The organism is Luteimonas aestuarii (assembly GCF_004357985.1).
In the GTDB taxonomy this organism is placed as follows: Bacteria; Pseudomonadota; Gammaproteobacteria; order Xanthomonadales; family Xanthomonadaceae; genus Luteimonas; species Luteimonas aestuarii.
Genome location: NZ_SMTF01000013.1, coordinates 28,702 through 40,816, shown reverse-complemented (window position 1 = coordinate 40,816; position 12,115 = coordinate 28,702). Strand labels below are relative to the sequence as shown.

At 67.4% G+C, this 12,115-nt stretch carries 10 protein-coding genes; 1 reads left to right on the top strand and 9 read right to left on the bottom strand.

Features of this window, described 5'->3' with window-relative positions:
• Positions 1 to 488 precede the first annotated feature (488 nt).
• The 7 genes from E2F46_RS13650 to bla all read right to left on the bottom strand — a co-directional run bounded on the left by E2F46_RS13650 (position 489) and on the right by bla (position 10,034).
• Positions 489 to 1,082 (bottom strand): LOG family protein, encoded by a 594-nt coding sequence (locus E2F46_RS13650; protein ID WP_133322997.1) that lies wholly within the window; start codon positions 1,080 to 1,082, stop codon positions 489 to 491.
• A 124-nt stretch (positions 1,083 to 1,206) separates the two neighbouring features.
• Entirely contained in the window at positions 1,207 to 2,649 is a 1,443-nt protein-coding gene (lpdA, locus tag E2F46_RS13645) for a dihydrolipoyl dehydrogenase (RefSeq protein ID WP_133322995.1), read from the bottom strand.
• Positions 2,650 to 2,822: 173 nt separating this feature from the next.
• The gene (gene sucB / locus E2F46_RS13640; protein ID WP_133322993.1) at positions 2,823 to 4,058 is read right to left on the bottom strand and encodes a dihydrolipoyllysine-residue succinyltransferase; all 1,236 of its coding nucleotides are present in this window, start codon (positions 4,056 to 4,058) and stop codon (positions 2,823 to 2,825) included.
• A 37-nt stretch (positions 4,059 to 4,095) separates the two neighbouring features.
• Positions 4,096 to 6,954 carry a 2-oxoglutarate dehydrogenase E1 component gene (locus E2F46_RS13635; RefSeq protein ID WP_133322991.1) on the bottom strand — a complete coding sequence of 953 codons (2,859 nt, stop codon included), beginning with the start codon at positions 6,952 to 6,954 and terminating at the stop codon, positions 4,096 to 4,098.
• Between the two features lie 174 nt (positions 6,955 to 7,128).
• The gene (locus tag E2F46_RS13630; protein WP_133322989.1) at positions 7,129 to 8,025 is read right to left on the bottom strand and encodes a GNAT family N-acetyltransferase; all 897 of its coding nucleotides are present in this window, start codon (positions 8,023 to 8,025) and stop codon (positions 7,129 to 7,131) included.
• 54 nt (positions 8,026 to 8,079) lie between these two features.
• The gene (locus tag E2F46_RS13625) at positions 8,080 to 9,258 is read right to left on the bottom strand and encodes a cupin domain-containing protein (RefSeq protein WP_133322987.1); all 1,179 of its coding nucleotides are present in this window, start codon (positions 9,256 to 9,258) and stop codon (positions 8,080 to 8,082) included.
• Entirely contained in the window at positions 9,255 to 10,034 is a 780-nt protein-coding gene (bla, locus tag E2F46_RS13620; RefSeq protein ID WP_207949586.1) for a subclass B3 metallo-beta-lactamase, read from the bottom strand. The genes E2F46_RS13625 and bla overlap by 4 nt, the downstream gene beginning before the upstream one ends.
• Between bla and E2F46_RS17495 the strand changes: the two genes are divergently transcribed.
• Positions 10,033 to 10,272, top strand: coding sequence for a hypothetical protein (locus tag E2F46_RS17495; protein ID WP_165967475.1), 240 nt, complete (start codon positions 10,033 to 10,035; stop codon positions 10,270 to 10,272). The two genes, bla and E2F46_RS17495, sit on opposite strands and share 2 nt — an antisense overlap.
• On the opposite strand, the gene E2F46_RS13615 is transcribed toward E2F46_RS17495, so the two are convergent.
• Together E2F46_RS13615 and purB are read right to left on the bottom strand one after the other, a co-directional pair.
• The gene (locus tag E2F46_RS13615) at positions 10,262 to 10,660 is read right to left on the bottom strand and encodes a VOC family protein (RefSeq protein WP_133322985.1); all 399 of its coding nucleotides are present in this window, start codon (positions 10,658 to 10,660) and stop codon (positions 10,262 to 10,264) included. The genes E2F46_RS17495 and E2F46_RS13615 overlap by 11 nt on opposite strands.
• Before the next feature lie 19 nt (positions 10,661 to 10,679).
• Entirely contained in the window at positions 10,680 to 12,062 is a 1,383-nt protein-coding gene (purB, locus tag E2F46_RS13610; RefSeq protein ID WP_133322983.1) for an adenylosuccinate lyase, read from the bottom strand.
• Between the last annotated feature and the right edge of the window lie 53 nt (positions 12,063 to 12,115).

Below are 12,115 nucleotides of genomic sequence, written 5' to 3'. Positions count from 1 at the left end.
ATTCCGCTATCCCGGCGGACACCGGGATCCAGTGTCTTCGATTCTTGCGGTTCGGATGCGGAAAAGCAAAGTGCTGATGCGGAAAAGCAAAGTGTTGAGGTGTGCGCATTGCGCTGCGAAGAGGCGCTGGGTCCCGGTGTGCGCCGGGATGACGGTTGCCGGGCTGTTGATCTACGTTGAGCAGCAATTGCTGCTGGAAGACCCGGAGGGCGGCCGGCAGGGAAGCCGGCCGTTTTTCGACAGGACACGGATGTCCTGTCGAAAAATCCCGTCGAGACAGACGAAATCGGTTAGGTTCGCCGGGGAAAGGCATTTCTTTGGCCGCTTTCTTGACCGGCTGCGCCGTTCGCTACGCAGTGTGCCTGCAAAGGAAGTAACCCGCCCTTCAGGGCGGAACGCTCTTGACCTTGACGGCGGTCGTCCGCTCCGCGGTGGATGCAAGCCGGGACCCAGTGGCTTCGATCGGCGGATGCTGGATGCGCACCCTGCTACCGCGTCGCGTTGCGACGCTTCTCATCGATCCACTTCTCAGCCCGAGCAGGCGTGTAATCCCGCATCCACTGCAGCATCGCGTCGATATCGTCCCCATGCCACAAGTCCTGGCGCTGTTCGGGGTGCAGGAAGCGCTCTTCCACCATGCGGTCGATCATGCCGATCAACGGCTCGTAGAAGCGGTCGATGTCGAGGAACGCGCAGGGTTTGTTGCCGATGCCGAGCTGCCGCCAGGTCAGCATCTCGAAAATCTCTTCCATGGTGCCGAAGCCGCCGGGCAGGGCGACGAAGGCATCAGCCAGGTCGAACATGCGCGACTTGCGGGCATGCATCGAGTCCACGATCTCGAGCTCGGTCACGCCACGGTGCGCGACTTCCCAGTCGGCCAATTGCCGCGGGATGACGCCAGTCACTTCACCGCCGGCTTCGAGCACGGCATCGGCAACGATGCCCATCAGCCCGACGTTGCCGCCGCCATACACCAGGCGCAGCCCTTCCTTGGCGATGCGATCGCCCAGCGCGGCGGCGCGGTTGGCGTAGATCGGCTTGCTGCCGGCGTTAGAACCGCAATAGACGCAGATCGATTTCATGCGTAAATCCCTCTCCCGCCGGAGAAGGGGTGGGGTGAGGGTGCGGCGTAGGCATGCCGCTTCCAGCGCTCCGTACCCTCATCCGGCGCGTTGCGCCACCTTCTCCCGGAGGGAGAAGGAAAAATCAGTTGGCCTTGTGGATCGCGCGCTTGTCGACCGCCATTGCCGCATCGTGCACCGCTTCCGACAGCGAGGGATGTGCGTGGCAGATGCGGGCGAGGTCGTCGGCGGAGCCCTTGAACTCCATGGTCAGCACGCCTTCGTGCACCAGTTCCGACACGTTCGCGCCGACCAGGTGCATGCCCAGCACGCGATCGGTTTCGGCATCGGCGATGACCTTGACGAAGCCGGCAGGCTCGGCCATCGCCACGGCGCGACCGACGGCGGCAAAGGGGAAGGAGCCGGCCTTGTAGGCCACGCCTTCGTCCTTGAGCTGCTGTTCGGTCTTGCCCACCCAGGCGATTTCCGGCGAGGTGTAGATGACCCAGGGAATCGTGTCGAAATTGACGTGGCCGGGCAGGCCAGCAATCAACTCGGCCACCGCGATGCCTTCCTCGAAGCCCTTGTGCGCCAGCATCGGGCCGCGCACGCAGTCGCCGATCGCCCAGACGCCGTCGACGCCGGTGTGGCAGTGCTCGTCCACTTCGACCTGGCCGCGCTCGTTGAGCTTCACGCCGGTGCCGTCGGCCAGCAGGCCCTTGCTCGCGGCCTTGCGGCCCACGGCGACCAGTAGCTTGTCGACGGTGATCGACTGCTCGCCGTTCTTGTCGGTGTAGCTGACGACGACTTCCTTCTTCTTGCCTTTGCCCGTGACCTCGGTCTTCGAGACCTTTGCGCCGAGGCGGATGTCCAGGCCCTGCTTCTTGAACTCGCGTGCGGCGACTTTCGAGACTTCGGCATCGGCCACGGCCAGGAAGTCGGGCAGGGCCTCGAGGATGACGACCTCGGCACCGAGGCGCTTCCACACGCTGCCCAGTTCCAGCCCGATCACGCCAGCGCCGATCACGGCGAGGCGCTTTGGCACCTCGGTGAAGTCCAGTGCGCCGACATTGTCGACGATGGTGTCCCCGTCGAACTTCGCGAACGGCAGCTCGATCGAATCGGAGCCGGCGGCGAGGATGACGTTGGTGCCCTTGAGCTCGACTTCGCTGCCGTCGTGCTGCTTCACCTTGACCACGTTGCCCGGCTGCAGCTGGCCGAAGCCGTAAAACGGCGTGACCTTGTTGGCCTTGAACAGCTGCGCGATGCCGCCGGTGAACTGCTTCACGATGGCGTCCTTGCGGCCGACCATGGTGCCGACGTCGATCTTCGCGTCCTTGACGCTGATGCCGTGCTGTTCGAACTGGTGGGTCAGGTTATGGTACTGGTGCGAGGAATCCAGCAGCGCCTTGGACGGAATGCAACCCACGCGCAGGCAGGTGCCGCCGAGCGCGGGCTTGCCGTCCTTGCCGAGCGCGGCGTCGATGCAGGCGACCTTCATGCCCAGCTGCGCGGCGCGGATCGCGGCGTGGTAGCCGGCGGGACCGGCACCGATGACGACGACGTCGAAATTCTGCTGTTGGCTCATTGATCTGGATCCTTTGCCTTTCCCTTCTCCCTCTGGGAGAAGGTGCCCGAAGGGCGGATGAGGGTGCGGCGGAGCGGGATGCCTGGGCCGTTGCGTCGCCTAGCGGAATCCGTCCTGGCGCTCCGCCGGCCCTCACCCCAACCCCTCTCCCGGCGGGAGAGGGGCACGGTGCATCAGAGCCCCAGCACCATCCGGCCGGGGTTCTCGAGCTGGTTCTTGATGTCCACCAGGAACAGCACCGCGTCCTTGCCGTCGATGATGCGGTGGTCGTAGCTCAGCGCGATGTACATCATCGGCGCGGCGATGACCTGGCCGTTCTCGACGATGGCGCGTTCCTTGATGGCGTGCATGCCCAGGATCGCCGACTGCGGCGGGTTGACGATCGGCGTAGACATCAGCGAGCCGAAGGTGCCACCGTTGGTGATGGTGAAGGTGCCGCCCTGCAGGTCTTCCAGCTTCAGGCCGCCCTGGCGCGAGGCCACGGCGAAGTCGGCGATGCCCTTCTCGATGTCGGCGAACGACATGCGCTCGACGTTGCGCAGCACCGGCGTGACCAGGCCCTTGTCGGTGGAGATGGCCACCGAGATGTCGGCGTAGCCGTGGTAGATGATGTCGTCGCCATCGACCGAGGCATTGACCACCGGGTGGCGCTGCAGCGCATTGGCCGCGGCCTTGGCGAAGAAGCTCATGAAGCCGAGCTTGACGCCGGTGTCCTTCTGGAACTGTTCGCCCAATTGCTTGCGCAGGGCCATCACGTTCGACAGGTTGACCTCGTTGAACGAGGTCAGCATGGCGATGGAGTTCTTCGACTGCATCAGGCGCTCGGCGATGCGCTTGCGGATGCGGGTCATCGGCACGCGCTCTTCCGGACGCGCGCCACCGGACACGCCGGCGGTCTTGCCGCTGGCGTAATTGACCAGGTCTTCCTTGGTCACCGCGCCGCGACGACCGGTGCCTTCGACCTGCGACGGATCGATGCCACGGGTCTCGGCGGTGAAGCGCGCGCCGGGTGGCAGGTCGCTGGGCTTGCCCGCGGAGGCCTGCGGCTTGGTGGAGGAGGGCGCGGCGTCATCGGCCCTCTTCGCCGATGCCTTCGACTGCACTTCCTCGGCACCGGCGGCGGGCGCGTCCTTGCCCTTGCTGCCGGATTCGGCGGACGGCGCGGCCGCCGCGCCTTCCTCGATCACGGCGATGACCTGCGCGCTGGTCACCGTGGCGCCTTCCTCGAACTTGATTTCCTTCAGTACGCCGTCGACGGTCGAGGGCACTTCCAGCACCACCTTGTCGGTCTCGAGGTCGACGATGTTCTCGTCGCGCTTGACCGCGTCGCCGGGCTTCTTGTGCCAGCTGGCGATGGTGGCGTCGGAGACGGACTCCGGCAGGACGGGGACTTTGATTTCGGTGGCCATCGGGCGGCTTCCTGGCAGGACTGCGTGGAAAAGGGGGTTATTCGGCGGCGACCTTGCCGGTCGCCGGGTTGACCAGGGCGTCGGCGATCAGCGCCTGCTGTTCGGCGACGTGGTCGTTGTAGTGGCCCGCCGCGGGCGAGGGCGAGCGGCCGCGACCGGCGTAATGCAGGGTCTGGCCAGCGGCCAGGCAGGGTTCGAAGTGGTGCTTGATCTGGTACCACGCGCCCTGGTTCTGCGGCTCTTCCTGGCACCAGATCACCTCGCGCGCCTTCGACAGGCGCTCGAGCTCGGCCGTGAGCATCTCGCGCGGGAACGGGTACAGCTGCTCCACGCGCACCAGCGCCACATCCTTCAGCTTCTGCTTCTGCGCTTCTTCCAGCAGGTCGTAGTAGACCTTGCCCGAGCACACCACCACGCGCCTGACCTTCTTCGCGTCGGCGGTGGTGTCCGGGATCAGGTGCTGGAACTCGCCCTTGGCCAGCTCGTCGAGGGTCGACACCGCCAGCTTGTGGCGCAGCAGCGACTTCGGCGTCATCACCACCAGCGGCTTGCGGGTGGGCATGCGCATCTGCCGGCGGATCATGTGGAAGGCCTGCGCCGGCGTGGTCGGCACGCAGACCTGCATGTTCTCCAGCGCGCACAGCTGCAGGAAGCGCTCCAGCCGCGCCGAACTGTGTTCCGGGCCCTGGCCTTCGTAGCCGTGCGGCAGGAACAGCGCCAGGCCGCACAGCCGTTCCCACTTGGCCTCGCCCGACGAGATGAACTGGTCGATGACGACCTGCGCGCCGTTCGCGAAATCGCCGAACTGCGCTTCCCAGATGCACAGCGTGCCCGGCTCGGACGTGGAGTAGCCGTACTCGAACGCCATCACCGCTTCCTCGCTGAGCAGCGAGTCGATGATGGTCGCGTCCTCCGGCGTCTTCACCAGCTGCTGCAGGGGCAGGTAGTCGATGTCTGTCTTCTGGTCGTGCAGCACGGCGTGGCGATGGAAGAAGGTGCCGCGGCCGGCGTCCTGGCCCACCAGACGCAGCCGATCGCCCTCGTCCAGCAGGGTGGCGTAGGCGAGGTTCTCGGCAAAGCCCCAGTCGCCCGGCTGTTCGCCGGCGGCCATCTTCCGACGGTCCTCGTAGATCTTGGCGACACGCGGATGCAGGGTGATGTCCGCGGGAATGTCGTTGATCTGCTTCGCCAGCGCCTTCAGCTTCGCCGGCTTGACGGTGGTGTCCACCTTGTTCGAGAGCGTGCCCGCAAGCAGTGGCTCCCAGTCGATCGTCAGGTCGTAGTCCTGCGGCTTGGTGTCGGCCAGCTCGGTGGTGACCTCGCCGTTGTCCAGCTTGTCGCGGTAGGCATCGACCACCGCCTTGGCACCGTCGGCATCGACGACGCCTTCCTCGACCAGGCGCGCGGCGTACAGCTCGCGCGGGGTCTTGTGCTTGCGGATCACCTGGTACATCAGCGGCTGCGTCGCCGCGGGCTCGTCGGCTTCGTTGTGGCCGTGGCGGCGGTAGCACACCAGGTCGATCACCACGTCCTTGCCGAACTTCTGGCGGAAGTCGAAGGCCAGTTCGGCGCAGAACACCACGGCTTCCGGATCATCCGCATTCACGTGCACCACCGGCGCGCCCACCATCTTCGCCACGTCGGTGCAGTACAGCGTGGAGCGCGCGTCCTGGCGCTCGCTGGTGGTGAAGCCCACCTGGTTGTTGATCACGATGTGCACGGTACCGCCGACCGCGAAGCCGCGGGCCTGCGACATCTGGAAGAGCTCCATCACCACGCCCTGGCCGGCGAAGGCGGCGTCGCCGTGCAGGAGCACGGGCACCACCTGCCGGCGCCTGGTGTCGGCCCGGCGATGCTGGCGCGAGCGCACGCTGCCCACCACCACCGGATCGACGATCTCCAGGTGCGAGGGATTGAACGCCAGCGCCAGGTGCACCGGGCCACCGGGCGTTTGCAGGTCGGCGGAAAAACCCATGTGGTATTTCACGTCGCCGGTGTGGGCGCGGCCGTCGCCATGGGCGTCGAACCGGCCTTCGAACTCGTCGAACAGCTTGCGCGGGTTCTTGCCCAGCGTATTGACCAGCACGTTGAGGCGGCCGCGGTGGGCCATGCCGACCACGATGTCCTTGACGCCATCGCTGCCGGCGCGGCGGATCATGTTGTCGAGCAAGGGGATCAGTGCGTCGCCGCCTTCCAGCGAGAAACGCTTCTGGCCGACGTACTTGGTGTGCAGGTAGCGCTCCAGGCCCTCGGCGGCGCTGAGGCGCTCAAGGATGCGGCGCTTGTCGTCGGCGGTGCGGCCATAGCGCCCCGCAGCCGATTCCAGCCGCTCGTACATCCAGCGGCGTTGCTCGGCATCGGAGATATGCATGAACTCGGCGCCGATCGCGCCGCAGTAGGTCGCACGCAGCATGGCCACCAGGTCGCGCAGCCGCATCTGCGCCGGGCCGCCGAAGGTGGTGGTGCTGCCGCCGGGCGGCGTGGTGCTGAACTCGTGTTCCAGCTGGGCGTCGGACAGGCCGTGGAAGGACAGCTCGAGGTCCGGCGCGTCGGGCTTCTCCAGCATGCCCAGCGGATCGATGTCGGCGTGCAGGTGGCCGCGCGAGCGGTAGGCCGTGATCAGCTTGAGCACGGCGCCCTGCTGCCGCGACCCGGCGTTTTCAGTCGTGGTGCTGTCGTCGGCGCGCGCGGCCTTGCCGGCCCTGGCCACGGCATCCATGACGACGGAATGGGGCACGTCGCCGGCCTCGCGCCCCTTGAAGCCGTCGAACCAGGTCTTCCATTTCGGCCCGACGCTGTCGGGATCGACCAGGTACTGCTCGTACAGATCCTCGATGTAGGCGGCGTTGGCGCCGAGCTGGGAGGATTGCGCAAACTGCTTCAGGAGACTGTCCACGTCTGGCGTATCGGGCTCGTAGTAATGGGCAAACGCCTGATCCGGAAGGGCTTTCCTGCCCCGGGGACCAGGCGGATCGGTGACTGCGCATTATAGCCGCAGCGCATGCCGCGGCGCATCATGCTTTGGGCCAAGATCAACGCAGCGCAGGTCCTGGCCGCTGTCCGCGCAACACTACAACCCCAGTGCCCGCAGTTCGCTGCAGGGGCGCGAACGCTGCCACACCGGGTCGAATGCCTCTAGCAGCTGCCGCGCACGCGGTGCGCCTGCCAGCGCGGCTTCGCCATCGAAGCGCTGGCCGAGGGGACGGTGGTAATAGCCGCCGGCATCGCTGGCGATGCAGGCCGAGGCGTCGTTGCGATCCACCGGATCGTCCACCTCGCGCAGCGCGAACACGCTTGGCAGGCGCTGTGCCAGCACCAGCAACGGCGCGTGGGCACGCTGCGCGGCGGCGGCATCGTGGAGCAACACGTGCACCTCGTTGCCGCGCCCTGTGGTGCCAAAGGTGCGCAACGCCTCCAGCACTTGCCCGTCATCCAGCAGGCCGGGGTCGAGCTCACGGCTACGGATGACCAGCCGCCTGCGCGCGTCCTGCACCAGCGCCACGGTCAGTGCGACCGCAGCCTCGCGGTCCTCGATGGCGACCGGACGATCCAGCCGCAGCCGCATCGCCTGATGCTCGATGCCGGCTTCCATGAAGCGCTCGCCGACGGCGGCGAATCCGTGGCGACGGTAGAACGCGACCGCATTGGCCTGCGCGTGCAGACACACCGATTCCCAGCCCGCGCCGCGTGCCTGGCGCAGCAACGCGTGGAGCATCGCGGCCCCGACGCCCCGGCCACGCCAGCCGCGCAGGACGGCCATGCGCCCGATCTTTCGTTCCGGGGTGAGCCGCCCGGTGCCAATTGGGCGGCCTTCCGCGTCTTCGGCAATGACGTGGCGGGATTGCGCGTCGAGCGCGTCGAGCTCGATCTCGCGCGGCACCTGCTGCTCCTCCACGAAGACCACCTCGCGCACGGAACGCAGCGCGGAGAAATCCGCGGCATGGTCGGCGCTGCGGATGCGGAACATGCGGTCAGGCCCTGCCGGCACGATCGCTTGGTGCAGGTCGCCACGGCCGTGCGCTCACGTCGGTTCCCCCTCCAGCGCAAGCACGTAGTGGCCGGCGTGGTACAGGTCGAACGTGGCATCGCGTGCGGCCTGCGACAGCGACGCATAGAGGGCGCCGTCGATCCGTGCGGCGGCGGCGAGGCGACGCGCATCGCGTGCAGGCATGGCGTATTCCATGCCCGCGACATAGAGGCGCGCACCATCATTGCCGGCGCGCCACGCGCTGCGCGAGAACGGGTGGCGTTCCAGCGTGCCGCCGCGTTGCGCGAGATCCCACTCCACCTCGATGCGCGGGCGGGGCGCCTCGCCCGAGGACACCTCGACGCTCCGATACTGGGTGATGAAGCGCCCGAACCAGTCGCCCAGGCGGTCCGGGTCGCGCATGCGCAGCGCGTTCAGTGCTTCCACCACGCGAGCCATCGCCGCCGCGTCGATCTCGTTGGGGTCTTTCGGCGGTACCAGGCCCGGGTCGTGGTAGCGGACGCTGTCGTCGGCATCGGCCAGCAGGGTGTCGAGCCAGTCGCCGATCAATTCGGCCGAGGAAGGCGCACGCATGCCCACCGAGAACGTCAGGCACGGGTCCAGCGCCACGCCGTGGTGCGGCACGCCCGGCGGCAGGTAGAGCATGTCGCCGGGTTCCAGCACCCAGTCGTGGGTGGGCGAGAACGCGCGCAGCAGCTTGAGTTCGGCGTCGTCCCGGAATCCGCTCGAGGGGTTCGGACCCGCATCGATCTGCCATTGCCGCCGGCCCTGCGCCTGCAGCAGGAACACGTCGTACTGGTCCACGTGCGCGCCGACCGAGCCGCCGGTCGCGGCGAAGCTGACCATGATGTCGTCGATGCGCCAGCGTGGCAGGAAGTCGAACCGGTCGAGCAGGGCGCGCACGTCCGCGTCCCACTTGTCGACGTCCTGCACCAGCAGGGTCCAGTCGTGGTCGGGCATGCCGGGGAAATCGTCTTCGGCGAACGGTCCGGTGCGCAGCGTGTAGCGGTCGCTGGCGCGGTCGTGCTCGATGATGCGCGAGAGTGCGATCTCCTCGCAGGCCAGGCCGGCAAGATCCTCGGGTTCGATCGGCGACACGAACCTCGGGAACGCCTGGCGGATCAACACGGGCCTCTTCTGCCAGTAGTCGCGCAGGAAGCGTGTGGCGGGCATCCCCAGGAACTGTCTTGGCGTAGCGCGGACTTCGATCATCGTGCAGGCTCCGGGGCGATGGGCGCATCAGCCTCGTCCGCCAGTCGCTTGTCGAGGCGTGCGGTAGCCGCGGCGGCGTAGGCGCGGCAAGCATCACGGTCGACCAAGGGCTGGTCGGCGCCGGGGCCCACGCGCGACCACAGCCGGCTGGCGGTGGGGTGCGGTGTAATCAGCACCTCGCACTCCAGTGACGACACCCGTGCCAGCGTGTCGCGGAAGGTGGCGACGTAGGCGGGATGGTCGGTGAACCGGTACACGTCGTCGGAGATCGCGGTCAGGCTGTCGGCATAGACGATGCGCACGCAATCGCGGTCGTCGCAGGAGGTCCACGTCCAGGTCGTGCCGCCCGCGGTATGGCCGGGCGTGGCGACGGCTTGCAGTTCGAGCGGGCCGACGCGCAATACGTGGTCGTCGGCAATCACCTGCACGTTCGCCACCGGCGCGAAGCCTTCGAGTTCGAGGAACTGGGGGTCGCTGCGGTCGCTGGCGCCGCGTTGCAGGGTTTCCAGCGCCGGTGCGCGCGCCAATACTGGTGCGCCGGTGGCGTGCTGCAGTTCGGCCAGGCCGCCGACATGGTCGAAATGCTCGTGCGAGAACACGATGGCGCGCACGTCGCCCGGATCGAAGCCGAGCGTGCGGATGTTGGCGAGGATCTGCGCGCCCGCCTCCGGCGTGGCGGCATCGACCAGCACGTGTCCGGCGCTGGATGCCACCAGCAGCGCGGCGATACCGCAGGTGCCGACGTACCAGGTGTTGCCGTGGACGCGACGTGGCATGGCGGGATCGTTCCAGCCGGCGTCGGCGGCACACACCTCGGCAGGTTGCGGCGAAGTGGCGCTTGGCGTCGCATGGTCATGGGCCGAGGCCGCCGTGCCGAGGGAAAGCATCGCGGCGATGAACAGCGACCGCAATGAAACACCCGCCGTCTTCGATGTCCCGGCATCGTTGCCGTACCCGGGGCAACCGGGTGATGGCGCGCGTCCGTGGTTCGGTTTGATTGAAGTCATGATGTGATCTCGTCATAGCCACGGCCGACGAACTGCAGCAGGCACCAGCCGTGGCCGAACGGGTCGGCCAGGCGCACGATGCGGCCCCAGTTGGCCTCGCGGATGGGGTGTTCCTGCCGCATTCCTGCGGCAAGCGCGCGTTCGAGCGCAGGTTCCAGGGCATCCACGACCACGTCGAGGTGCACGGGCGTCCAGTGCCGGGCGTAGTCGCGTTGCGCGCCGGCAGCTGCACCGCTGCCGGCGGCGTTCTGCAGGAGGTAGATCGGCGCGTTGCCGCCCCGCAACTCGACGCCGGCATCCCCGAAGCGACGCGCGGGTGTCAGCCCGAACGCCTGCGTGTACAGCGCTTCGGCCGCTGCCACGTCCGGAACGTCGATGTTGACCAGCAACTGCATTGCGAAAGGGCGCCGCGTCTCAGATCTCGCGCGCCAGGCGCTCCGCCAAGCCCGTATAGCTCGCGGGCGTCATCGCCAGCAGGCGGCGCTTGTCGTCAGCGGGCAGTTCCAGCGATTCGATGAAGCGGCGCATCGAATCGGCAGGGATGCCCTGGCCGCGGGTCAGCGCCTTCAGCTGTTCGTAGGGGTTGGGCAGGCCATGCCGGCGCATGACGGTCTGCACTGCTTCGCCCAGCACTTCCCAGGTGGCGTCGAGGTCTTCGGCCAGGCGTGCGGGATTGGGCTTGAGCTTGCCCAGGCCCTTGAGCAGCGCGTCGTAGCCGATCAGTGCGTGGCCGATCGCGGTGCCCAGTGCGCGCAGCACGGTGGAATCGGTGAGGTCGCGCTGCCAGCGGCTGACCGGCAGCTTGGCGGCGAAGTGTTCCAGCAGCGCGTTGGCGATGCCGAAATTGCCTTCGGCGTTCTCGAAGTCGATCGGGTTGACCTTGTGCGGCATTGTCGAGCTGCCGACTTCGCCGGCCTTCACCGCCTGGCTGAAGTAGCCCAGCGAGATGTAACCCCAGATGTCGCGGCACAGGTCGATGGCGATGGTGTCGATGCGCTTCTGCACGTCGCAGATCTCGGCGATGTAGTCGTGCGGCTCGATCTGGGTGGTGTAGGGGTTGAAGGTCTCGCCCAGCGATTCGACGAAGCGCCTGGCGAACTGCGGCCAGTCCACGTCCGGGTAGCTGGCGACATGGGCGTTGTAGTTGCCCACCGCGCCGTTGATCTTGCCGGTGATCGACACTGCGGCCAGTTGTTCGCCCTGGCGCTGCAGGCGGGCGACGACGTTGGCGATCTCCTTGCCGACGGTGGTCGGCGAGGCGCTCTGTCCGTGGGTGCGCGACAGCATCGGCAGTGCCGCGTGTTCATGCGCCATCGCACGCAATGCCCGGATCAGTGCGTCGAGTTTCGGCAGCAGCACCGTCTGCCGCGCCTCACCGATCATCAGCGCGTAGGCAAGGTTGTTGATGTCCTCGCTGGTACAGGCGAAATGCACGAATTCCAGCGCGGGCGCCAACGCGGCATCGTCCTTCAGCCGCTCCTTGATGAAGTATTCGACGGCCTTGACGTCGTGGTTGGTGGTGGCTTCGATGTCCTTGACCCGCTGCGCGTCGGCCACCGAGAAGTCGTCGGCCAGCGCCTGCAGGGTCGCGACCTGGGCGGCACCGAACGGCGCCAGCTCGGCGATCGCCGGTTCGGCCGCCAGCGCGATCAACCATTCCACCTCCACCTTCACCCGCGCGCGGATCAGGCCGTATTCGGAGAAGATCGGGCGCAGGGCCTCGGCCTTGCCGGCGTAGCGGCCGTCGAGCGGCGAGATGGCGAGCAGGGCTGGATCGGCGGGGCTGGGCGTGGGCATGAGCGGGGGATGGGTGGGGCGAAGCCGTCATTTTACGCCGACGGGCGTCGGGT

Excerpts from the sequence above, each read along its gene's own strand:
- E2F46_RS13650 (WP_133322997.1), bottom strand. The coding sequence starts at position 1,082 with ATGAAATCGATCTGCGTCTATTGCGGTTCTAACGCCGGCAGCAAGCCG.
- lpdA (WP_133322995.1), bottom strand. The coding sequence starts at position 2,649 with ATGAGCCAACAGCAGAATTTCGACGTCGTCGTCATCGGTGCCGGTCCC.
- sucB (WP_133322993.1), bottom strand. The coding sequence starts at position 4,058 with ATGGCCACCGAAATCAAAGTCCCCGTCCTGCCGGAGTCCGTCTCCGAC.
- E2F46_RS13630 (WP_133322989.1), bottom strand. The coding sequence starts at position 8,025 with ATGTTCCGCATCCGCAGCGCCGACCATGCCGCGGATTTCTCCGCGCTG.
- E2F46_RS13625 (WP_133322987.1), bottom strand. The coding sequence starts at position 9,258 with ATGATCGAAGTCCGCGCTACGCCAAGACAGTTCCTGGGGATGCCCGCC.
- E2F46_RS17495 (WP_165967475.1), top strand. The coding sequence starts at position 10,033 with ATGGCGGGATCGTTCCAGCCGGCGTCGGCGGCACACACCTCGGCAGGT.
- bla (WP_207949586.1), bottom strand. The coding sequence starts at position 10,034 with ATGCCACGTCGCGTCCACGGCAACACCTGGTACGTCGGCACCTGCGGT.
- E2F46_RS13615 (WP_133322985.1), bottom strand. The coding sequence starts at position 10,660 with ATGCAGTTGCTGGTCAACATCGACGTTCCGGACGTGGCAGCGGCCGAA.
- purB (WP_133322983.1), bottom strand. The coding sequence starts at position 12,062 with ATGCCCACGCCCAGCCCCGCCGATCCAGCCCTGCTCGCCATCTCGCCG.